The 22273-nt window shown below is 72.2% G+C and carries 17 protein-coding genes; 13 read left to right on the top strand and 4 right to left on the bottom strand.

The window, feature by feature from the left end:
* Positions 1-175: 175 nt before the first annotated feature.
* The 4 genes from P3T29_RS28200 to P3T29_RS28185 all read right to left on the bottom strand — a co-directional run bounded on the left by P3T29_RS28200 (position 176) and on the right by P3T29_RS28185 (position 5793).
* The gene (locus P3T29_RS28200; RefSeq protein ID WP_280719484.1) at positions 176-2605 is read right to left on the bottom strand and encodes a DUF3488 and transglutaminase-like domain-containing protein; all 2430 of its coding nucleotides are present in this window, start codon (positions 2603-2605) and stop codon (positions 176-178) included.
* Positions 2602-3927, bottom strand: coding sequence for a DUF58 domain-containing protein (locus tag P3T29_RS28195; RefSeq protein ID WP_280719483.1), 1326 nt, complete (start codon positions 3925-3927; stop codon positions 2602-2604). The genes P3T29_RS28200 and P3T29_RS28195 overlap by 4 nt, the downstream gene beginning before the upstream one ends.
* Position 3928: 1 nt before the next feature.
* A complete protein-coding gene (locus P3T29_RS28190) occupies positions 3929-4879 on the bottom strand; it encodes an AAA family ATPase (RefSeq protein WP_280719505.1) in 951 nt (316 codons plus the stop codon).
* A 371-nt stretch (positions 4880-5250) separates the two neighbouring features.
* Entirely contained in the window at positions 5251-5793 is a 543-nt protein-coding gene (locus P3T29_RS28185; protein WP_280719482.1) for a carbonic anhydrase, read from the bottom strand.
* Positions 5794-6461: 668 nt separating this feature from the next.
* Here P3T29_RS28185 and rsmH point away from each other — a divergent pair.
* The 13 genes from rsmH to P3T29_RS28120 all read left to right on the top strand — a co-directional run bounded on the left by rsmH (position 6462) and on the right by P3T29_RS28120 (position 22184).
* Entirely contained in the window at positions 6462-7430 is a 969-nt protein-coding gene (gene rsmH, locus P3T29_RS28180; RefSeq protein WP_280719481.1) for a 16S rRNA (cytosine(1402)-N(4))-methyltransferase RsmH, read from the top strand.
* A 107-nt stretch (positions 7431-7537) separates the two neighbouring features.
* The gene (locus tag P3T29_RS28175) at positions 7538-8035 is read left to right on the top strand and encodes a cell division protein FtsL (protein ID WP_348532872.1); all 498 of its coding nucleotides are present in this window, start codon (positions 7538-7540) and stop codon (positions 8033-8035) included.
* Positions 8032-10089: a penicillin-binding protein 2 gene (locus P3T29_RS28170; RefSeq protein ID WP_280719480.1), complete on the top strand. Its 2058-nt coding sequence runs from the start codon at positions 8032-8034 to the stop codon at positions 10087-10089. The genes P3T29_RS28175 and P3T29_RS28170 overlap by 4 nt, the downstream gene beginning before the upstream one ends.
* Positions 10089-11858 (top strand): UDP-N-acetylmuramoyl-L-alanyl-D-glutamate--2,6-diaminopimelate ligase, encoded by a 1770-nt coding sequence (locus P3T29_RS28165; protein ID WP_280719479.1) that lies wholly within the window; start codon positions 10089-10091, stop codon positions 11856-11858. The genes P3T29_RS28170 and P3T29_RS28165 overlap by 1 nt, the downstream gene beginning before the upstream one ends.
* The gene (murF, locus tag P3T29_RS28160; RefSeq protein WP_280719478.1) at positions 11855-13276 is read left to right on the top strand and encodes a UDP-N-acetylmuramoyl-tripeptide--D-alanyl-D-alanine ligase; all 1422 of its coding nucleotides are present in this window, start codon (positions 11855-11857) and stop codon (positions 13274-13276) included. The genes P3T29_RS28165 and murF overlap by 4 nt, the downstream gene beginning before the upstream one ends.
* Positions 13276-14337: a phospho-N-acetylmuramoyl-pentapeptide-transferase gene (gene mraY, locus P3T29_RS28155; protein ID WP_280719503.1), complete on the top strand. Its 1062-nt coding sequence runs from the start codon at positions 13276-13278 to the stop codon at positions 14335-14337. Before murF ends, mraY begins: the two co-directional genes overlap by 1 nt.
* A complete protein-coding gene (gene murD, locus P3T29_RS28150) occupies positions 14334-15755 on the top strand; it encodes a UDP-N-acetylmuramoyl-L-alanine--D-glutamate ligase (protein ID WP_280719477.1) in 1422 nt (473 codons plus the stop codon). The genes mraY and murD overlap by 4 nt, the downstream gene beginning before the upstream one ends.
* 192 nt (positions 15756-15947) lie before the next feature.
* Positions 15948-17213: a putative lipid II flippase FtsW gene (gene ftsW, locus P3T29_RS28145; protein WP_280719502.1), complete on the top strand. Its 1266-nt coding sequence runs from the start codon at positions 15948-15950 to the stop codon at positions 17211-17213.
* Between the two features lie 6 nt (positions 17214-17219).
* Entirely contained in the window at positions 17220-18326 is a 1107-nt protein-coding gene (gene murG, locus P3T29_RS28140; RefSeq protein WP_280719476.1) for an undecaprenyldiphospho-muramoylpentapeptide beta-N-acetylglucosaminyltransferase, read from the top strand.
* Positions 18319-19095: an FtsQ-type POTRA domain-containing protein gene (locus P3T29_RS28135; protein WP_280719475.1), complete on the top strand. Its 777-nt coding sequence runs from the start codon at positions 18319-18321 to the stop codon at positions 19093-19095. The genes murG and P3T29_RS28135 overlap by 8 nt, the downstream gene beginning before the upstream one ends.
* A 379-nt stretch (positions 19096-19474) precedes the next feature.
* Positions 19475-20668, top strand: coding sequence for a cell division protein FtsZ (ftsZ, locus tag P3T29_RS28130; RefSeq protein ID WP_280719474.1), 1194 nt, complete (start codon positions 19475-19477; stop codon positions 20666-20668).
* A complete protein-coding gene (gene pgeF / locus P3T29_RS28125; protein ID WP_280719473.1) occupies positions 20665-21390 on the top strand; it encodes a peptidoglycan editing factor PgeF in 726 nt (241 codons plus the stop codon). The genes ftsZ and pgeF overlap by 4 nt, the downstream gene beginning before the upstream one ends.
* A 5-nt stretch (positions 21391-21395) precedes the next feature.
* Positions 21396-22184 (top strand): YggS family pyridoxal phosphate-dependent enzyme, encoded by a 789-nt coding sequence (locus P3T29_RS28120; protein ID WP_280719472.1) that lies wholly within the window; start codon positions 21396-21398, stop codon positions 22182-22184.
* The last annotated feature ends 89 nt before the right edge of the window (positions 22185-22273 follow it).

Here is a 22273-nt window from a genome sequence, read left to right as displayed (position 1 = left end):
GGGCAACCGGCGCGGAGACCACTGCTCGGACCGCCGCTGACTCCTGATTCCACTGCTGAGTTCACTACCAGGTTCGCCACCGGGTTCACTGCGAGAAAGTCGTCGGAGCACCAACGGGTGAGGGCGGACAGTCAACGACTGTCCGCCCTCACCCGTCAGCGTTTCCGGCAGCGGTTCAGGGCTGCTCGGGCTTGGACCGGCCGGCCGGCCGCCGCAGCTTCGCCCGCAGCGCGCCACCCGCCCGGGCGGCCCGGGTGCGGAGGTTCTCGCGGAAGGTCATCACCCGGTCGGTGAGCCGCCACCACACCCGGGCCGAGGAGGCCGGGAGCAGCACCGCGCGGGCCCGGCCGCGCAGGCCGGCGGCGGCGCGCAGGCCGGCGGTGGTGGTCCGGACGTCCGGGCCGAGCGGCGGGTGCGGGAGCGGCCCGCGCGCGTACAGCACCTGTTCGGTGGCCAGCGCGACCCGGCCGGCCGCCGCCGTGGCGGTGGCGTCCAGCCGGCCGTTCTCGGCGATCCGCCGGGCGGTGAGGCGCGGGGTGCCGGCCTCGTCCGGGGGGATGCCCAGGTCCCAGGCGCTGTCGATCAGCTCGTCCCAGGCGGCCAGCACCTGTGCGTCGGTGAGTTCGGAGGACCCACCGCCGGGCGGTGCGCCCGGCAGGTGCCGGCCGACGCCGAGCCTGCGGCGGCGCAACCGTACCCGCCAGAGCATCGGCGCGGCGAGCAGGGCGAGCAGCAGCAGGACGGTGCCGAACGAGGCCAGCGCCGCCCAGGACAGCCACCACGGGGTCCGGTGCGGCACGGTGACCGCCACCGGCGCGTCGGTGCCGCAGTCGCCGATCCGGTGCCCCGGGCCGACGCAGGCGCTACTGGCGCTGGGGCCGGCCGAGGCGCCCGTGCTGGGCTCGCTGGTGGGCCGGCTGGCGCCGGCGCTGGGTGTGGGGGCGATGTCCCCACGGGTGTAGGAGGGCTCGGAGCCGCGCAGGGGCGTCGGCTCGAAGCGCAGCCAGCCCGTGCCGGGGAAGAACAGTTCGGGCCACGCGTGGTAGTCCTCGCTGCGCTCGATGAACTGGCCGCCGCCCTTGTCCGCGCCGGGCGCGAAGCCGATCGCGACCCGGGCGGGGATGCCCAGGGTGCGGGCCATCGCGGCCATGGTGGCCGCGAAGTGCACGCAGAAGCCGGTCTTGTCCCGCAGGAACTTCACGATCGCGTCGTTGCCGGTACCGGCGTCCACCTTGAGGCTGTACGTGAACGAGCCGCCGGTGAACCAGTTCTGCAGCGCGACCGCCTGGTCGTACGGAGTGTCCTTGCCCGCTGTGACCTGCTTGGCGGTCTCCGCGACCACCTTGGGCAGGTCGCCGGGGAGCTTGGTGTACTTCTGCAGGATGTCGGGGGGCGGGGTGGTGGCGAGCCGGAGCTGATCCGCCGTCGGCTGCAGGTTCCGGCTGTCGACGTGGTAGCTCAGACCGTTGGTCTTCTGGCCGTTGTCGCCGATCAGCGCCCGGGACTCGGCCTCGAACCGCCAGTCGCCCGGTACCTGCACACGGTCGGCGGGGTAGGGCAGCGGGAGCCACTCGGAGCTGAGGTCGTCGGAGATCCGGACGTCGGTGTTGACCGTGGTGGAGGGGACGGTGGCGCTGAGCCCCTCGGGGGTGGGCAACTGCTTGGGGACGTTCTGCAGGTGCTGCTCGGAGGCCTTCCACTGGACGCCGTCGAAACTGTCGAGCGCGGCGATCCGCAGGTACATCTGACTTGGGTCGGCCGAGTCGGTGGTGTAGCTGAACAGATCGACGGCGTTCGGCCGGTTGAGGTTGGCCGTCAGCGCGACCACCGGGTTGAGCGAGGTGACGCTGCCGCCGCGCCCGCCGGTGCCGTCGCCGTTTCCGCCGCTGCTCAGCAGGCCGAGATCGCCCTGCGGGACGAAGACCGGCACGATCAGCGCGCAGACCAGGGCGACCAGGCCGATCCGGTGGCCGCTGTGCGAGAGGGCGTTCGGTGTGCCCTGGGTGCCCGCGCCGTGGAAGACCCGGCCCCAGCGGGAGAGCCGGTCCTGCCCCTCGGCGAAGAGCAGCAGCAGGAAGCCCGAGGCCGCGAGGAGGAACCAGAGCCACGCCTCGCTGCCGCCGGACAGGCCGGTGCCCACCGAGTACATCGCGAGCAGCGGCAGCCCGGCGGCCGCCGCCTGCCGGAAGGTCACCGCGAGCGCGTCGACCAGCACCGCGACCAGCGCGACCGAGGAGATCAGGATCAGCTGGATCCCGGGGTGCGCGGGCGCCGGGCTGGCGTACTGCTGGATGTCGCTGCCCCCGGCGGTCAGCAGGTTGTTGACCTCGTCGAGCGCCCGCGCGCCCGGGACCAGCCCGAACGGCATCGCGTCGCCGACCGAGGTCAGCAGCAGCGTGTAGCAGACCACCACCAGCTGGAGCGGCACCACCAGCAGGCGGGGCAGCGCGAGGCGGCGCAGCCCGGCGCCGGCGCCGGCAGCCACGAAGATCTGGACGATGGCCAGGAAGACCCAGTAGTTCGGGGTGACCAGCGGGGTCAGGCCGAGGGCGCCGAGCGCCGTCGCGAGCGCCGAGTAGAGCGTCAACTTCGCGCGGGTGGTCACTGGCCGGCCTCGTTCCGGTAGGGGGCGGCCTCGGCGGAGCGGTTGGCGAGGCGCCACAGCGCGGGCACCGAATCGCCGGCCTTGGCGGGCAGGACCGTCCAGCCCGACTCGCGGAGTTGCCGCACCTGCCGGACGGCCGGGTCGTCGGGGAGTACGTCGCGCAGCCCGGACCAGGTGGCGGTGTCCAGCAGGAAGGCCACCGCGCTGCCCGCCCGGCGGCGCAGCCGTCCGATCCGGGCCAGCTGCTCGTCGTCCAGTGAGCCGAGGACGGCGACCAGCAGCCCTTCGCCGCCGAGCCGCAGCACCTCCTCGGCGCGGCCGAGGCCGCCGCCGTCGGAGTACTCGACCACGGCGAGCGCGTCCAGCAGCAGGCCGGCGGCCTCGGCGACGGTGCCGACGCCGCCGCCGTCCGGGCTCGGCACGGCGAGCCCGGTGTCGGTGAGCAGCTGGGTCTGGTAGCCGCGTTCCATCAGGTGCACGCCGACGGAGGCGGCGCAGCTGACGGCCCACTCGAAGGAGGAGGCGGGGCCGCTGCCCCGGTGCCCGACCTCGCGGGTGTCCAGCAGGACGGTCGCGCGGGCCTTGAGCGGCTGCTCCTCCCGGCGGACCATCAGCTCGCCGTACCGGGCGGTGGACTTCCAGTGCACCCGTCGCAGGTCGTCGCCGTGGCGGTACTCGCGCGGGATCACGTCGTCGTCACCGGCCAGCGCCAGCGCGCGGGTGTGGCTGTCGCCGTGCCCGGCCCACTCGCCGGCCAGCCGTACGCCCGGCAGTTTCTGCACCTGCGGGACCACCGTCAGCACGTCCGAGGCGGTGAACGCCCTGGTCAGCTCGCACATCCCGAACGGGTCGGCGACCCGCAGCCGGAGCGGGCCGAGCGGGTAGCGGCCGCGCAGGTCGGAGCGGACCCGGTAGGAGACCTCGCGGAAGCCGCGCGGCTCGACCCGGTCCAGCACGAAGCGCGGGCGCGGCCCGAGCACGTACGGGACCTTGTCCTCCAGCAGCAGCAGGCCGGTGGGGACGCGGGAGACGTTGTCCAGCCGCAGGTGCACCCGGGCCTCCTGGCCGGCGGCCGCGCGGTGCGGGGTCAGCCGCCGCCCGCCGGCCACCCGGTACCGGGTGCGCAGCAGCAGGGCGGCGGCGGCCAGCGGGAGGGCGGTGAGCAGCACGCCGACCTGGAGCAGCGCGTCCTGCCCGAGGACGTACGCGCAGAGCGTCGCGGTGATCCCGGCGGCCAGGAAGGACCGGCCCCGGGTGGTCAGCCCGCGCAGGCCCGTGCGCAGCCCGGTCGGCGAGGCTGGCGGCTTGGTGGCCTGCGGCACCTCAGATCCGCCCCTGCGGACGGGGGATCGGCAGCCGGGCGACCAGGTCGAGGACGACCTGCTCGGCGCTGCGGCGGCTCAGCTGGGTCTCGGCCGTGGGCAGCAGCCGGTGCGCCAGCACGGGGACGGCGAGCGCCTGGATGTCGTCCGGCACCACGTACTCGCGGCCCGCCAGCGCGGCGGCGGCGCGGGCAGCGCGGATCAGGTGCAGGGTGGCGCGGGGCGAGGCGCCGAGGCGCAGCTCCGGGGAGGTGCGGGTGGCGCCGACCAGGTCGACGGCGTACCGGCGGACGGCGTCGGCGACGTGCACCGTGCGGACGACGTCGATCAGCTTGAGGATGTCGTGGGCGTGCGCGACCGGCTGGAGGTCGTCCAGCGGGTTGGCACCGCCGTGCAGGTCGAGCATCTGGAACTCGGCCTCGGGGCTGGGGTAGCCGATCGAGATCCGGGCCATGAAGCGGTCGCGCTGGGCCTCGGGGAGCGGGTAGGTGCCCTCCATCTCCACCGGGTTCTGGGTGGCGATCACCATGAACGGGGAGGGGAGCGGGTGGGTGGTGCCGTCGATGGTGACCTGGCGTTCCTCCATCGACTCCAGCAGCGCGGACTGGGTCTTCGGCGAGGCGCGGTTGATCTCGTCGCCGACCACGATCTGCGCGAAGATCGCGCCCGGACGGAACTCGAAGTCCCGGCGGTTCTGGTCGAAGACGCTGGTGCCCGTGACGTCCGAGGGCAGTAGGTCGGGGGTGAACTGGATCCGGCGCACCGTGCAGTCGACCGACCTGGCGAGCGCCTTGGCCAGCATGGTCTTGCCGACGCCCGGCACGTCCTCGAGCAGCAGGTGGCCCTCGGCGAGCATCACCGTGAGCGCGATTCTGACGGCCTCCGGCTTGCCCTCGATGACACTCTCGACCGAGTCGCGGACGCGCTCGACCACCGCGCTGAGCTCGTGCAGTCCGGCCGGGCGCGGCGCGCCCGCTCCGACTGCGGCGGTCTGTCCGTTGTAGGTCGTCACCCGATAGCTCCCATGGCCCGTTTCCTGCCGGACCTCGTCGCGAGCCCGGCCCCACCCCGATCACGCGGCCGTCCGCCGTACGGTTCCAGCCTTGGGGGGACGGAGATTCGTCAGCGGACGGTGTCGTGCGGCCAGGCGGTCCCAGGTGGTGCGGGGACCGGCCTGCAGCCGCATTCTTCCCTGTCGGGTGGCCAGAAGTCACCCGGACGGGTCCGCTGCTGTCGGCCCGGGCAACGTCCTGGGGCGTGCCGAACTGCGCTGAACCGGGAGTGACGGCGGCGCACGCTCCGCTTCGCGCCCTTGCCGCCTCGCTAGAGGACTTCGCGGAGCAGGCCGGTGTGGACGTCGAAGACGAAGCCCCGGACGTCGTCGGTGTGCAGCAGGAACGGGGAGGTGCGGACGCGCTGCATCGACTGCCGGACGTCGCCGTCCAGGTCCACGAAGGACTCGACGGCCCACTGCGGGCGCTGGCCGACCTCCAGCTCCAGTTCGCGGCGGAAGTCCTCGGTCAGGCCGAGCAGGCCGCAGCCGGTGTGGTGGATCAGGGCGATCGAGCTGGTGCCCAGGGCGCGCTGGCTGATGGTGAGCGAGCGGATGGTGTCGTCGGTGACCACACCGCCGGCGTTGCGGATCACGTGCGCGTCGCCCAGTTCGAGACCGAGTGCGGCGAACAGGTCGAGCCGGGCGTCCATGCAGGCGACCACGGTGACGTGCTGGACGGGGCGGGCGTCCATCCCGCCGTCGCGGAACTCGACCGCGTACGCGCGGTTCGCGTCGACGAACCGGTCGATGATGCTCGGCGGCTGGGAATCGGCAGCGGCGGTCGGCGTGGGCCGCTCGGGGGTCACTGTCATACCGATGACGCTAATAGGATTTCGGTCGCCGTGGTGAGGGTGGGGGTGCCTAATCTGCCGGTGTGATGGAGCACATAGCGGGGCGTGAGCGGCGCATTGGGCCTGTCGTCCCTTCTGTCCCGGTTTGCCCGGCGCGCGCGAGGGTGGACGCGCGTGTGCCCGACCAGGGGACGAGGACTGGGCCGACTGCTCCGGCCTGCGGAGATCGGTACCTCCGCCCGGGTGGTGCGCCGTCGCGGACGATTGACTGCGGACCTGGTCGCGATAGAGTTGCGGCGCAGTGGAGCACACCCGCCGCAGGTCGTCAACTGGGCCTTCCCGGTTGACCGGTGCGGCCGGTACGCCGCCTGCGGCCTCCTCCCGCTCCGTGCCTCCTGGCGCACCTTCCCCGGTGCCGGGCGGCCACTCCTTCCCCAGGCGAGCGGGCGGGGACCACGGGCGGCGTACGGCTTCGCTCCGCGGGTGGTCCAAAATGGACCTGAGACCCATCAGCCACCTCAGGGGCGCGAGGCTCGGTTTAACAAACCGCGTGCGCGAGGCGGGAGGCTGCGGACCGTTGCCTTCCGAATTTCGCGCACGCGGTTCGTCAAGCCGAGCCCCGCGCCCCTGGAGAGTGCAACTGGACCTGGTGGGGCAACCATCCGCACCAATGAAGGGCGCCCAGCGCAATGAGCACCGCACCCAAGCACGTCCCGGTGATGCTCCAGCGGTGCGTCGACGCGCTCGCGCCGGCGATCTCCGCGCCCGGCGCGGTGGTGGTGGACGCCACGCTCGGGCTCGGCGGCCACAGTGAGGCACTGCTCACCCAGTTCCCCGAGGTCCGGCTGATCGCCGTCGACCGCGACCCGGTCGCGCTCAGGCTCTCCGGTGAGCGGCTGGCCCGCTTCGGCGAGCGGGCCACCCTGGTGCACGCCGTCTACGACGAGATCCCCGAGGTGCTGGCCGACCTCGGCATCCCGAAGGTCCAGGGCATCCTGTTCGACCTCGGCGTCTCCTCGATGCAGCTGGACGAGGCCGAGCGGGGCTTCGCGTACGCCCAGGACGCGCCGCTCGACATGCGGATGGACCAGACCCGGGGTCTGAGCGCCGCCGAGGTGCTGAACACCTACACGCACGGCCAGCTGGCCCGGATTCTCAAGGTCTACGGCGAGGAGCGGTTCGCCGGGAAGATCGCCTCGGTGATCCTGCGCGAGCGGGAGAAGGAACCGTTCACCAACAGCGCGCGTCTCGTGGAGTTGGTACGCAACGCCATCCCGGCCGCCACCCGCCGCACCGGCGGCAACCCGGCCAAGCGGACCTTCCAGGCGCTGCGGATCGAGGTCAACGGCGAGCTGGAGGTGCTGGACCGGGCGATCCCGGCGGCGCTGGACTCGATCGCGATCGGCGGCCGGGTCGTGGTGATGTCCTACCAGTCGCTGGAGGACCGGCTGGTCAAGCAGTACTTCGCGGCCGGTGCCACCAACACCGCCCCGCCCGGCCTGCCGATCATCCCGGAGGAGCACCAGCCCTGGCTGAAGCTGCTCACCCGGGGGGCCGAGCTGGCCACCGAGGCGGAGATCGAGGAGAACCGGCGCGCCGCGCCCGTGCGGCTGCGCGTGGCGGAGAGGATCAGGGACCGAAGCACCTCCCGGGGCTGATCAGGTCGGCGGGGGACGAACGGGCGAGGGAGAGCGCAGTGCCGGTGGCGGGAGGGGTCCGACGGAGCAAGGTGCTCCCCGGGCAGGGTGGTAGGGTCAGGATCAGTGTGCGACCGGCGGCCCGGTACCGCCGGGGTCGGGCGCCGTTCGTGGTGCTGGTGGTGGCGCTGCTCTCGGGCGGGCTGCTCGGCCTGCTGATGCTCAACACCGCGCTGAACGAGGGCACCTTCGAACTCTCCCGGCTGCAGAAGCAGACCACCGAGCTGACCGACCAGCAGCAGACCCTCCAGCAGCAGATCAGCCAGGGTTCGGCCCCCGACGCGCTGGAGCGGCGGGCCCGCGACCTGGGCATGGTGCCCGGTGGTGACCCGGCCTTCCTCCAGGACGACGGCAAGGTGCTGGGCAAGCCGGGCCAGGCGCAGGACGACTCGCCGGTGAAGCGGTCCGGCACCGACCTCTGGCAGCAGGCGAAGCCCAGCGGCGGGACACCTGCCGCAGCGGGCGCCCAGCCCTCGGCAGCCCCGTCGGGCGGGGACGGCACCGTGCAGATCGACCCGGCGCCGCCGGTCAGCCCGTCAGCCCCGGCCGGAGGTACGCCGCGATGAGCACCCCACGTCAGCCGCCACGTCAGCCGCCACGCAGACCGGCGGCCGGAGCGGCGCGCAAACCGGGCGAGCGCCCGCGTACGCCGCAGCAGCGCGGCGCGGAACCTCGCCGCGGGCCTGCGCGGGGGCCCCGCCCCCCGGCGCCCCGGGCTGCTCCCCGGCCGCAGCCCCGCGCGATCAGACTGGCCGATCCGCGCCGCCGCCTGCGGGTGGTCACCGGCGCGCTCGCCCTGGTCCTGTCGCTGTTCGGCGCGCGCCTGGTCCAGCTCCAGCTGATCGACTCCGACTCGCTGGCCGCCGAGGCGGGCGCCAACAAGTACGTGGAGCAGAAGCTCCCGGCCGAACGCGGCTCGATAACGTCCTCCGACGGTGTCGTACTGGCGACCACGGTGGACGCCTACGACATCACCGCCGACCCCACGGCCTACACCCCCGACAAGACGCACCTCCCGGACGCGCCCGAACAGGCCGCCGCGCTGCTCGCCCCGATCCTGGGGCGGACCAAGGAGCAGCTGGCCGCCGCGCTGCACACCCCGAGGACCAGGTGGGCGATGCTGGCGCCCAGGCAGACCCCGGAGGCCAAGAAGCAGATCAACGACCTGCGGACGGCGCTCAGCAAGCAGGTCGACAGCCAGACCTGCCGCACCGAGAAGGCCCTGCTCGGCAAGCCCGCCGACCGGGGCGGTCGGCAGTACCTGGACACCGCGTGCGTCAACCCGCTGTTGGCGATCACGGCCGAGGGCAGCACCCGCCGGGTCTACCCGGCCGACGGGCTGGCCGCCAACCTGGTCGGTTTCGTCAACGCGGACGGCGCCGGCAGCGGCGGCCTGGAGCTGCAGTACGACCACGAGCTGGCGGGCACGGCCGGCAAGGCCACCTACGCCTCGGCGGGCGGCCGGACGGTGGACGCCGGCGGCGGCAGCCAGCTGGCCCCCGTCCCCGGCTCCGACCTGCGGCTGACCATCAACCGGGACATCCAGTGGGCCGCCCAGCGGGCCATCACCGACCAGGTGGCCAACGCCGGGGCGGAGAAGGGCTACGTGATAGTCCAGGACGTGAAGACCGGCCAGGTGCTGGCGATGGCCACCTCGCCGGGCTTCAACCCGAACGACCTGTCGAGCGCGAAGTCCTCCCAGCTCGGCAACGCCGCCGTCCAGGACGCGTACGAGCCGGGTTCCACCGCGAAGCTGATGACGATGGCCGCCGTGCTGGACACCGGCAAGGCCGCCTGGGACACCCACGTCACCGTCCCGAACACGCTGCAGCGCTCGGACCGGGTGTTCCACGACGACGTCGACCACGGGACCTGGTACCTGACGCTGGCCGGGGTGCTCGCCAAGTCCTCCAACATCGGCACCATCGAGGCTGCCGAGCACCTGGGCAACACCCAGCCGGAGGCCAACCAGGTGCTCGGCGACTACCTGCACAGGTTCGGCATCGGCCAGCTCAGCGGGATCGGCTTCCCCGGCGAGACCAGGGGCATCCTGGCCAAGCCGGAGGACTGGAAGGGCTCGCAGCAGTTCACCATCCCGTTCGGCCAGGGCCTGTCGGTCAACGCGCTGCAGGCGACCTCGGTGTTCTCCACCATCGCCAACGGCGGCGTCCGGGTGGCGCCCAGCCTGCTGGCGGGCATCACCGGGCCGGACGGTCGGTACGTGCCCCAACCGGCCGGCGCCCAGACCCGGGTGGTCAAGCCGGAGACCGCGAAGATCCTCGGCGAGATGCTGGAGTCCGTCGTCACCGACGAGCAGGGCACCGGCGGAACGGCCCAGATCCCGGGCTACCGGGTGGCCGGGAAGACCGGCACTGCCAACCGGGTGGACCCGAAGACCGGCAAGTACTCGGGCTACACCGCCTCGTTCATCGGCTTCGCCCCGGCCGAGGCGCCCCGGGTGACGGTCTCCTGCGTGATCCAGGACCCGGTCAACGGCCACTTCGGCGGCCAGCTCTGCGGTCCGGTGTTCAAGCAGGTGATGGAGTTCGCACTGAAGACCCTCCAGGTCGCGCCCAGCGGCAGCGAGGCGCCGAATCTGCCCGTGGACTGGAAGCCCTGATGAGCGACGCCGCCCGCCCTGTGAACCCTGTCACCTTGGCCCGGTTTGGCCCTGGGACCCCTTCGGCCGATAGCCTGCCCGCCGTGCCGAAACCCGATCAAATCTCCGCGACTCCGCCCCGACCGAGCAGCCCGGCTGTGACGCCGCTGGCCGAGGTGGCCCGACTGCTGGGCCTCGAGCCCGTCCCCCCTCGCGAGCCAAAGGGCGCGCCGGTGTCGAAAGCGACGAGCGACGAGCGACGTAGGAGCGTTGGAGCGAGGAGTGCCGACACCGGGTCAAAGCGCCCGGCGGCGAGCGAGGACAGCACGAGCGGGCAGGTCACCGGCATCACCCATGACTCCCGGGCCGTGCGCCCCGGCGACGTGTACGTGGCGTTCGGTGGTGCCAACGTCCACGGCGCGCGCTTCGCCGCGCAGGCCGTCGCGCAGGGTGCCGTCGCGGTGCTCACCGACCCGGTGGGGGCCGAGACCGCCGCCGACTGCGGTGCGCCGCTGCTGGTGGTGGAGAGCCCGCGTGCCGAGATGGGCCGGCTGGCCGCCGTCCTCTACGGCCGTCCCAGCGAGCAGCTGCTCACCATCGGGCTGACCGGCACCAACGGCAAGACCACCACCGCGTACCTGGTCGAGGGCGGCCTGCGCGCCGCCGGCCTGCTGCCCGGGGTGATCGGCACCGTCGAGATGCGGGTCGGCGAGGAGCGGATCAAGAGCGAGCGGACCACCCCCGAGGCCACCGACCTGCACGCCGTCCTCGCGGTGATGCGCGAGCGCGGCGCGGACGCGGTGGTGATGGAGGTCTCCAGCCACGCGCTGGTCTTCGGCCGGGTCGACGGGGTCGAGTACGACGTCGCGCTGTTCAACAACCTCACGCCGGAGCACCTCGACTTCCACCCGGACATGGAGGACTACTACCTGGCGAAGGCCAAGCTCTTCCAGCCCGACCGGGCGAAGCGCGGGGTCGCCAACCTGGACGACGCGTACGGCCGCAGGCTGGCCGCCGAGGCGCCGATCGCCATCACCACCTTCTCCGCCAAGGGCGACCCGGCGGCCGACTGGCGGGCCACCGACGTCCAGCTCGGCCCGACCGGCTCGACCTTCCGCGTCAACGGCCCGGCCGGCCTCGCCGCCTACGCCTCGGTGCCGCTGCCGGGCCCGTTCAACGTCTCCAACGCGCTCGGCGCGATCACCGCCCTGGTCAGCGCCGGGGTGCCGCTGGAGGCTGCCGTCGCCGGGGTCGCCTCGGTGCCGGGCGTGCCCGGGCGGCTGGAGCGGGTGGACGCCGGGCAGTCGTACGTGGCCGTGGTCGACTACGCGCACAAGCCGGACGCGCTGAAGGCCGTCCTGGAGTCGCTCCGCGAGGTCACCAAGGGCCGGCTGCACGTGGTGGTCGGCTGCGGCGGCGACCGGGACCCGTTCAAGCGCGGCCCGATGGGTGCCATCGCCGCCCGGCTCGCCGACACCGCCCTGCTGACCAGCGACAACCCGCGCTCCGAGGACGCCCTGGCGATCCTCGCCACCATGCTGACGGGCGCCGCCGAGGTGCCCGAGGCAGAGCGCGGCGAGGTCCTGGCCGTCCCGGACCGCGCCGAGGCGATCGCCCTCGCCGTCGCCCGCGCGCACGCCGGGGACACCGTGCTGGTCGCGGGCAAGGGCCACGAGCTGGGCCAGTACGTACGAGACGAGATCCGCCCCTTCGACGACCGCGAGGTGCTGCGCGAGGCCATCGCGCACGCCTCGGTCCCGCGAGGAACCCGAGGAGTACAGCACCCGTGATCGCACTGACCCTTGCCGAAATCGCCGCAGCCGTCGGCGGCACCCTGGACAGCGCCGACCCCGCCGCCGTCGTCACCGGCCCGGTGGACCGGGACTCCCGGCTGATGGGCCCCGGCGGGCTGTTCGCCGCCGTGGTCGGTGAGCACGTGGACGGGCACGACTTCGCCGGCCGCGCGGTCGCGGCCGGGGCCGTCGCCGTGCTGGCCAGCCGCCCGGTGGGCGTGCCCGCCGTCCTGGTGGACGACGTGGTCGTCGCGCTCGGCAGGCTGGCCCGCGCGGTCGTCGACCGGGCGCCGGACACCGCCGTGGTCGCGCTGACCGGCTCGGCCGGCAAGACCAGCACCAAGGACCTGATCGCCCAGCTGCTCAAGCGGCGTGGCGAGACGGTCTACACGCTGGGCAACAACAACAACGAGATCGGCCTGCCGCTGACCGCGCTGCGGGCCGATGAGGCCACCCAGCACCTGGTGGTGGAGATGGGCGCCCGCTACAAGGGCGACATCGCCTACCTGACCACGATCGCCCCGCCCACCGTCGGCCTGGTGCTCAACATCGGCACCGCGCACGTCGGCGAGTTCGGCTCCAAGGCCGCCATCGCCGAGGCCAAGGGCGAGCTGGTCGAGGCCCTGACCAGCGACGGAGTCGCGGTGCTGAACGCCGACGACCCGCTGGTGCGGGCGATGGCCGAGCGCACCAAGGCCAAGGTGGTGCTCTTCGGCGAGCACCCGGGAGCCGACGTCCGGGCCACCGGCGTTCGCCTGGACGACGCCGGACGGCCATCGTTCACGCTCGTCACCCCGGCCGGTTCCGCACCGGTACAGCTGCGCCTGTACGGTGAGCACCACGTCTCGAACGCTCTCGCCGCCGCTGCGGTGGCGGTGGCGCTCGGTATGTCCGTCGACGACACCGCCACCGCCCTGGGCGAGGCGGGTGCGCTGTCCCGCTGGCGCATGGAGGTCGTCGACCGGGCCGACGGTCTCACCGTCGTCAACGACGCCTACAACGCGAACCCCGAGTCCATGAGGGCCGCGCTGCGAGCGCTCGTGTCGATGGGCGGCCGGGGCCCGGGGCGCCGCCGTACCTGGGCGGTGCTCGGCGAGATGCGGGAGCTCGGCGAGGACAGCCTCACCGAGCACGACGCCATCGGGCGGCTCGCGGTCCGACTGGACGTCACCAAGCTGGTGGCGGTCGGCGGGCGGGACGCGGCCTGTATGGAACTGGGCGCGAGGAACGAAGGTTCGTGGGGTGAGGAGTCGGTGCTGGTGTCCGACGCGGACGCGGCGATCGAGCTGCTGCGGGGTCAGCTGCTGCCAGGGGACGTGGTCCTGGTGAAGGCATCCCGTTCGGTGGGCCTTGAGCGGGTCGCCGAAGCACTGCTGGCTGATGGCAGCCCGCTGACCGATGGAGCTGCCAAATGATGAAGCAGATCCTCTACGCGGGCATGATCGGCCTGGTGCTGTCCCTGCTCGGCACCCCGGCGCTGATCCGGCTGCTGGCCAAGCACGGCTACGGCCAGATGATCCGCGACGACGGCCCCAAGGCGCACCACAGCAAGCGCGGTACGCCGACCATGGGTGGTATCGCCTTCATCCTGGCCACGCTGGTCGCCTACTTCGCGACCAAGGCCATAGTGGGCCAGGAGCCCACCGCCTCCGGGCTGCTGGTGCTCTTCCTGACGGTGGGTCTGGGCCTGGTCGGCTTCCTGGACGACTACATCAAGGTCGTCAAGCAGCGTTCGCTCGGCCTGCGGGCCAAGGCGAAGCTGTTCGGGCAGTCGTTCGTGGGTCTGGCCTTCGCCATTCTGGCGCTGCAGTTCCACGACGCGGCGGGCCGGACCCCGGCCTCCACGCACCTGTCCTTCGTACGGGACTTCGGCTGGTCGATCGGCCCGGTGCTGTTCGTCATCTGGGCCTATTTCATGATCGCCGCGATGTCGAACGGCGTGAACCTGACGGACGGTCTGGACGGCCTGGCCACCGGCGCCTCCGTGATGGTCTTCGGCGCCTACACCTTCATCGGCGTCTGGCAGTACGGCCAGACCTGCACCCAGATGCTCAAGGCCACCGCCACCTGCTACGACGTCCGCGACCCGCTGGACCTCGCCGTGGTGGCCGCCGCCCTGATGGGCTCCTGCTTCGGCTTCCTCTGGTGGAACACCTCACCGGCCAAGATCTTCATGGGTGACACCGGCTCGCTCGCCCTCGGCGGCGCGCTGGCGGGTCTGGCGATCTGCTCGCGCACCGAGCTGCTGCTCGCCCTGCTCGGCGGCCTCTTCGTGATCATCACCCTCTCGGTGATCATCCAGGTCGGCTCGTTCCGGATGACCGGCAAGCGCGTCTTCAAGATGGCACCACTACAGCACCACTTCGAGCTCAAGGGCTGGAGCGAAGTGCTGATCGTGGTCCGGTTCTGGATCATCCAGGGCCTCTGCGTGGCCGTCGGCCTCGGCCTCTTCTACGCGGGCTGGGTGACCGGATGACCTCGCTCGACTGGGACGGTCTGCCGGTCGTCGTCGCGGGCCTCGGGCTCTCCGGCGTCAGCGCCGCGCGGGTCCTGCGCGAGCTGGGCGCCGTCGTCACCGTCGTGGACGGCGGGGACTCTCCCGCGCTGCGGGAGAAGGCCGCCGAGCTGGGCGTCACCGCGCGGCTCGGCGACGCCGAGACGCTGCCCGACGGCACCCGCCTGATCGTCACCTCGCCCGGCTGGCCGCCGAGCAGCCCGCTGTTCGCGGCGGCTCTTGCGGCGGATGTCCCGGTCTGGGGCGATGTCGAGCTGGCCTGGCACCTGCGCAGGCCGCTGACCGCCACCGGTGAGCCCGCCCCTTGGCTGGCCGTCACCGGCACCAACGGCAAGACCACCACCGTGCAGATGCTCGCCTCGATCCTCACGGCGGCGGGTCGGCGCACGGCCGCCGTCGGCAACGTGGGCGTGTCGGTACTGGACGCGGTGCTGGCGGCGGAGCCGTACGACGTGCTCGCCGTCGAGCTCTCCAGCTACCAGCTGCACTGGGCGCCCTCGCTGCGCCCGCACTCGGCCGCCGTGCTCAACCTGGCGGCCGACCACCTGGACTGGCACGGCTCGATGGAGGCGTACGCCGCCGACAAGGGCCGGATCTACCAGGGCAACCAGGTCGCCTGCGTCTACAACCTGGCCGACCCCGCCACCGAGGCGCTGGTCCGCGAGGCCGACGTCGAGGAGGGCTGCCGGGCCATCGGCTTCGGCCTGGAGGCACCCGGCCTCTCCCAGTTCGGCGTGGTCGACGGGCTGCTGGTGGACCGGGCGTTCGTGCCGGACCGGCACAAGAACGCCGCCGAGCTCGGGTCCGTCGAGGACGTCAAGCCCCCCGCGCCGCACAACATCGCCAACGCCCTCGCCGCCGCCGCCCTGGCCCGCGCGTACGGGGTGGACGCGAAGGCCGTCCGCGAGGGCCTGCGGGCCTTCCGCCCGGACGCGCACCGGATCGCCGAGGTCGGGGTGGTCGACGGGGTCACGTACATCGACGACTCCAAGGCCACCAACCCGCACGCGGCGGCCGCCTCGCTGGCGGCCTACCCGTCGACCGTCTGGATCGCCGGGGGACTCGCCAAGGGCGCGACCTTCGACGAGCTGGCGCGGGGCGCGGCGAGCCATCTGCGGGCGGCGGTGCTGATCGGCGCGGACCGCGAGCTGATCCGGGAGGCGCTGGCGCGACACGCGCCGGATGTCCCGGTGATCGAGGCGGCCGCGGGCCAGACTGGCGCGGTGGCGATGGCCGAGGCGGTCCGTGCGGCCGCGGGGCTCGCCCAGGCGGGCGACACCGTCCTGCTGGCGCCGGCCTGTGCCTCGATGGACATGTTCACCAACTACGGCGAGCGCGGGGACCTCTTCGCGGCGGCCGTACGGGAACTGGGGCGCTGAGTTTTTCAAGGGGCGCGGGGACCAGCTGACGTAGTGCCCTTCCGCTGCGCGCACGCTGTTCATTGAGCAGAGCCTCGCGCCCCTGGCGCGAGGTGACCGATCTCCGAGGGGAAATTCGTGGCGGGTGACGGCTCCTCCAGTGGGCTCAAGTTCATCTCGGCGACCACCACCACGTTCAAGTCGGCGGGCCCGATGGCCCGCCTCGCCGCGCTGCGGGCCCGGATCGGGTACCTGTTGGAGCGTCCGCTGACGCCGTACTACCTGATCCTCGGCTCGACCATGCTGCTGGTGGTGCTCGGCCTGGTGATGGTCTTCTCGGCCTCCCAGATCCTGGTGATGCAGCGTCACCTGTCGATCGCGTTCTTCTTCCGCAAGCAGCTGGTCGCCGCGCTGCTGGGTGGCGCGATGATGCTGGTGATCTCCCGGATGCCGACCCGGATCCTGCGGGCGCTGGTGTATCCGCTGCTCTGCGTGGTGATCGGGGCGCTCGTGCTGGTCGCCATCCCGGGCATCGGGCAGCAGGTCAACGGCAACCGGAACTGGATCAACCTGGGCTTCTTCCAGATCCAGCCGTCCGAGTTCGCCAAGCTCGGGCTGGTGCTCTGGGGCGCGGACCTGTTGGCCCGTAAGCAGAAGACCCACATGCTGGACCAGTGGAAGCACCTGCTGGTGCCGCTGGTCCCCGGGACGCTGCTGATGCTGATGTTGATCATGCTCGGTGGTGACATGGGCACCACGATGATCCTGATCGCGATGCTGTTCGGCCTGCTCTGGATGGTGGGCGCGCCGCTGCGGCTGTTCGGTGCGACCCTCGGCATCGCCGTGGTGGCCTGCACCGCGCTGATCATCACCGTGCCGCACCGGCTGGACCGGCTGGCCTGCATCGGCGTCACCAAGCCCGATCCGAACCTCAACTGCTTCCAGGCGCTGCACGGCCTGTACGCCTTCGCGGCGGGTGGGCCGTTCGGCTCGGGGCTCGGCGCGGGGACGGAGAAGTGGGGTCAGTTGCCGGAGGCGCACACCGACTTCATCTTCGCCGCCACGGGTGAGGAGCTCGGGCTGGTGGGGACGCTGTCGGTTCTCGGACTCTTCGCGGCACTAGGCTACGCGGGTATCCGAGTGGCCATCGGCACGAAGGACCCCTTCGTCAGGTATGCCGCGGGAGCCGCCACCACGTGGATCATGGCGCAGGCCATGATCAACCTGGGATCGGCGCTGGGACTGCTGCCCATCGCGGGCGTTCCGCTCCCGCTGTTCTCCTACGGTGGGTCCGCCATGCTGTCGGCCCTCTGCGCCATCGGGGTGCTGCTCTGCTTCGCACGCAGCACCCCGGGAGCGAAGAAGGCGCTGGCCGCTCGGAGCAAGAACTCCCGGTTCAGGACTCGCCTGTCCCGGGTGCTGCCACGACGACGAACCACAGCGCGCCCTGCTCCCCGGCCGGCGCGCAGGGAGCGGTGAATTTCGGTGCATGTCGTACTCGCCGGCGGCGGGACCGCCGGTCACATCGAGCCGGCCCTCGCCCTCGCGGACGCCCTCCGCAGGCACGACCCGTCCATCGGGATCACCGCCCTCGGCACCGAACGCGGTCTGGAGACCCGGCTGGTGCCCGAGCGTGGCTACCAGCTGGAGCTGATCCCGGCCGTACCGCTGCCGCGCAGGCCCACCCCCGAGCTGATCACCGTCCCGGGCCGCCTGCGCGGCACCGTCCGGGCCGCCCAGGAGATCATCGAGCGGGTCAAGGCGGACTGCGTGGTCGGCTTCGGCGGCTACGTGGCGATGCCCGCCTACCTGGCCGCCAAGCGGGCCGGGGTGCCGATCGTGGTGCACGAGGCCAACGCGCGCCCCGGGCTGGCCAACAAGATCGGCGCCCGCTACTCCGACTTCGTCGCCGTCTCCACCCCGGACAGCAAGCTGCGCGACTCCCGCTACATCGGCATCCCGCTGCGGCGCACCATCGCCACGCTGGACCGTAACGCGGTGCGCCCGGAGGCCCGGAACTACTTCGGCCTGGACCAGCGGCTGCCCACACTGCTGGTCTCCGGCGGCTCGCAGGGCGCCCGGCGCCTGAACGAGACCATCCAGGCGATCGCGCCCCGGCTGCAGCAGTACGGGGTGCAGATCCTGCACGCCGTCGGCCCGAAGAACGAGCTGCCGCACATCGACGACATCCCCGGGATGCCGCCGTACCGCGCGGTGCCGTACGTGGACCGGATGGATCTCGCGTACGCCGCCGCTGACCTGATGCTCTGCCGGGCCGGTGCGATGACCGTCGCCGAGCTGGCCGCCGTCGGCCTGCCGGCCGCGTTCGTACCGCTGCCGATCGGCAACGGCGAGCAGCGGCTGAACGCCCAGCCGATGGTCAAGGCCGGTGGTGGTCTGCTGGTGGACGACGCCGAGCTGACCCCGGACTGGGTGCTCTCGAACGTCCTCCCGGTGCTGACGAACCCGCAGAAGCTGTGGGAGATGAGCCGCGCGGCCTCCGAGTTCGGCCGCCGGGACGCCGACGATCTGCTGGTCGGGATGGTCTACGAGGCGATCGACGCCGCTAGGGGCGGCCGTCGTCGTGGCTGACGCCTCGGTTCTTGACGACCCCCTGGAGGACGAGGAGTACGGGCCGCAGGCCGCCCGGCTCCGGCTCTCCCGGCGTGGGGTCGTGGTGCTGAGTGCGGCGGGGGCGCTGCTGGTGGGCCTGGTCTGCTGGCTGGTCTTCTTCTCCTCGGTCCTGGACGTGCGCAGTGTCGCCGTCCAGGGCCTGGAGGGCGACCAGCTGACGGCGGACCAGGTCCGCGCGGCGCTCGGCGGCCTGCGCAGCGGGCCGCTGGCCCGGGTCGACCTGACCGAGGCACAGCACCGGGTCTCGGCCATCCCCCGGGTGGCCCGGGCGGAGGTGTGGCGCGGCTGGCCGCACACCCTTCGGGTGAAGCTGGTCGAGCGCAAGGCGGTGGCCGTGGTGAAGACCGACGACGGCAGATTCAATCAGGTTGACGCCGGTGGGGTGAGTTTCGCCACCGAGGCGAGCGCCCCCACCGGGGTCCCGGTGGTCGAACTGGCGCTCAGTCAGCAGGCGAACGACTCCATTGGGGTGATCACCAGGCCCGAGTTGGTCCGGGCCGCGATCACCGTGGCCGCAGGGCTCCCGCAGGACGTCTCGAAGCGGGCAGGAGCGGTTCGGGTGTACTCGTACGACGACATCCGACTGCAGCTCAGCGGGGGTGCGACGGTGTACTGGGGGAGCGCGGAGGAGACGGATCGCAAGGCCAAGGTGCTGACCGCGCTGCTGGGGCAGAAGGGCGCGAATTATGACGTGAGTGCGCCGGACGCGCCTGCGGTGTCGGGATGATCCGGTAAGTTCTAGGTCCGAGGGCGGTATTGACGGAGCCCCGGCTCCTGGCCGACCCTCGGTGGTCACCCCGGTTTCACCGGGCGGTTGATGATCACATAGGCTCAAAAGAAAAAAGGGAAGCTCGGCGTGTTCGTTGAACACCGGCCCGTCGCGACCTAGTGTCCTGTGTCACCAGGCAGTTCCTGGCAGCAGCCTTGCCGGAACGATGATCTGACGTAGGCACACCAGTGACTCTAAACGTCAAGTTTAGGGTTCGGGTCGGTGGTCGGAATTTCGGACATACAGTCACGAATCCGTGCTCCCAACCCATCGACATCCGTCGGTTTCCACGCCCGTGGGGGATCGACCCGGAAATTCGAGGCGAGAGGCCTTCGACGTGGCAGCACCGCAGAACTACCTCGCAGTCATCAAGGTCGTCGGTATCGGCGGCGGTGGTGTCAACGCCATCAACCGGATGATCGAGGTCGGTCTCAAGGGCGTCGAGTTCATCGCGATCAACACCGATGCGCAGGCCCTCCTGATGAGCGACGCCGACGTCAAGCTCGACGTGGGCCGTGAACTCACCCGGGGCCTCGGCGCCGGCGCCAACCCCGAGGTCGGCCGCAAGGCCGCCGAGGACCACCGCGACGAGATCGAGGAGGTCCTCAAGGGGGCCGACATGGTCTTCGTCACCGCCGGCGAGGGCGGCGGCACCGGCACCGGTGGCGCGCCCGTCGTGGCCAACATCGCCCGCTCGCTCGGCGCGCTCACCATCGGCGTGGTCACCCGCCCCTTCACCTTCGAGGGCCGCCGCCGCGCCAACCAGGCCGAGGACGGCATCGCCGGCCTGCGCGAAGAGGTCGACACCCTCATCGTGATCCCCAACGACCGGCTGCTGTCCATCTCGGACCGCCAGGTCAGCGTGCTGGACGCGTTCCGCTCCGCCGACCAGGTGCTGCTGTCGGGCGTCCAGGGCATCACCGATCTGATCACCACCCCGGGTCTGATCAACCTCGACTTCGCCGACGTCAAGTCGGTCATGTCGGACGCCGGTTCGGCGCTGATGGGCATCGGCTCGGCCAGGGGCGAGGACCGCGCCAAGGCGGCCGCCGTGATGGCGATCTCCTCGCCGCTGCTCGAAGCCTCGATCGACGGCGCGCGCGGCGTGCTGCTCTCCATCTCCGGCGGCTCCGACCTCGGTCTCTTCGAGATCAACGAGTCGGCCCAGCTGGTCGCCGAGGCGGCGCACCCCGAGGCCAACATCATCTTCGGTGCGGTCATCGACGACGCGCTCGGCGACGAGGTCCGCGTCACCGTGATCGCGGCGGGCTTCGACGGCGGTCAGCCGCCGGCCATCGTCCGCGACCCGGTGGTCAAGGCGACCACCCCGGCCACCCCGCCCGCCGCCCCCGAGCGTCCGGCCACCCGGCCCTCGTACGGGATCGGTTCGGTGACGTCCCGTTCGGAGGAGTCCCGCTCCGAGGCGCCGGTCACCACGGCCGCTCCGGTGCCCCCGCAGGTGCAGCCGGCCCGGCAGCCCTACGTGGAGAGCCCGGCCGAGGAACTCGACGTGCCCGACTTCCTGAAGTGACCTCCAGAACTGACAGACACGGTGCTCACTTCGCCTTCACCGACCGGTGGGGCGGGGTGAGCACTGTGCCGTACGGGGAGCTGAACCTCGGCGGCGCGGTCGGGGACGACCCGGCGGCCGTACGGCGGAACCGCGTCATCGCCGCCGAGTCGCTCGGGCTGGACCCGGCCGACGTGGTCTGGATGAACCAGGTGCACGGGGCCGACGTCGCCGTGGTGACGGAGCGCCAGCCGGCGGGGGAGGCCCCGACGGTGGACGCCGTGGTCACCGACCGGCCGCTCGCGCTCGCGGTGCTCACCGCCGACTGCACGCCCGTCCTGCTCGCCGACCCGGTGGCCGGTGTCATCGCCGCAGCTCACGCGGGTCGTCCCGGCCTGGCGGCCGGGGTCGTCCCGGCGGCCGTCCGGGCGATGACCGCGCAGGGCGCCTCGGTGGAGCGGATCGTCGCCGCCATCGGGCCCGCCGTCTGCGGGCGCTGCTACGAAGTCCCGGCGGCGCTGCGCGCGGAAGTCGCCGCCCTGGTGCCCGCCGCGTACGCCGAGACCTCCTGGGGCACGCCCGCGCTGGACATCCCGGCCGGGGTCGCGGCCCAGCTGGCCGAGGCCGGGGTCACCGAGGTGGTGCCGTCCGCCGTCTGCACCCTCGAGTCGGCCGATCACTACTCCTATCGCCGCGAGCATCGCACGGGCCGGCTCGCGAGCTACGTCTGGTTGGACAGCTGACACTCATGACGAACGACATCTACGGGCCGTTCCCGGGGAGGCCGGACTTCTCGGCCGGGCTGACACCGCAGCAGCTGGACCGGTACGAACAACTCGGCACCAACCTCGACGTCGTGGAACGCCGGATCGCGGACGCCTGCGCGGCCGCCGGCCGCTCGCGCGATGAGGTCACCCTGGTCGTGGTCACCAAGACCTACCCGGCCGAGGACACCGCGCTCCTGGCCGGTCTCGGCGTCACCCAGGTGGCGGAGAACCGCGACCAGGACGCGGCGCCCAAGGCGGAGCTGTGCGTCAAGTTGCCGCTCACCTGGCACTTCGTCGGTCAGTTGCAGACGAACAAGGTCCGCTCGGTGGTCCGCTACGCGGATCTGGTGCACTCGGTGGACCGTCCGAGGCTGGTCGGGTCGCTCTCCGCCGCCGTACTCAAGTCGGAGCGCTCCCCGCTGGGTTGCCTGGTCCAGGTCGCGCTGGACAAGGAGGCGGGCGAGGGTGAGGGGCGTGCCGGGGTGGCGCCTTCGGAGGTGCTCGCGCTGGCGGACCGGATCGCCGACACGCCCGGGCTCTACCTGGCCGGTGTGATGACCGTCGCCCCGCTCGCCGGACCACTGGCCGGGGACCCGGCCAGGAGCTTCGATCGGCTGGCGGAAATCGCAACAGCCGTACGGGCGGCCCATCCTGCTGCCACCATGGTTTCCGCAGGAATGAGCGGTGACCTGGAGCAGGCCGTGGCAGCCGGAGCGACACATGTACGCGTCGGTACTGCGGTGCTCGGAGTGCGGTCACCGCTCGGGTAACGTCACCGGGTAGTAGATCAGACTGCAGGACAAAACAGGACAGAACCTAGCAGCTATCCACAGCGCTAGCGAACCGTGGATCGCATCTC

Origin of the sequence: Kitasatospora sp. MAP5-34 (genome assembly GCF_029894335.1) — a bacterium.
In the GTDB taxonomy this organism is placed as follows: Bacteria; Actinomycetota; Actinomycetes; order Streptomycetales; family Streptomycetaceae; genus Kitasatospora.
This window is presented reverse-complemented; position numbering and strand designations above follow the sequence as displayed.

Bases quoted from the DNA above. Each gene is read 5' to 3' on its own strand.
- P3T29_RS28185 (WP_280719482.1), bottom strand. From the start codon at position 5,793: ATGACAGTGACCCCCGAGCGGCCCACGCCGACCGCCGCTGCCGATTCC.
- rsmH (WP_280719481.1), top strand. From the start codon at position 6,462: ATGAGCACCGCACCCAAGCACGTCCCGGTGATGCTCCAGCGGTGCGTC.
- P3T29_RS28170 (WP_280719480.1), top strand. From the start codon at position 8,032: ATGAGCACCCCACGTCAGCCGCCACGTCAGCCGCCACGCAGACCGGCG.
- P3T29_RS28165 (WP_280719479.1), top strand. From the start codon at position 10,089: ATGAGCGACGCCGCCCGCCCTGTGAACCCTGTCACCTTGGCCCGGTTT.
- mraY (WP_280719503.1), top strand. From the start codon at position 13,276: ATGAAGCAGATCCTCTACGCGGGCATGATCGGCCTGGTGCTGTCCCTG.
- murD (WP_280719477.1), top strand. From the start codon at position 14,334: ATGACCTCGCTCGACTGGGACGGTCTGCCGGTCGTCGTCGCGGGCCTC.
- ftsW (WP_280719502.1), top strand. From the start codon at position 15,948: ATGGCCCGCCTCGCCGCGCTGCGGGCCCGGATCGGGTACCTGTTGGAG.
- P3T29_RS28120 (WP_280719472.1), top strand. From the start codon at position 21,396: ATGACGAACGACATCTACGGGCCGTTCCCGGGGAGGCCGGACTTCTCG.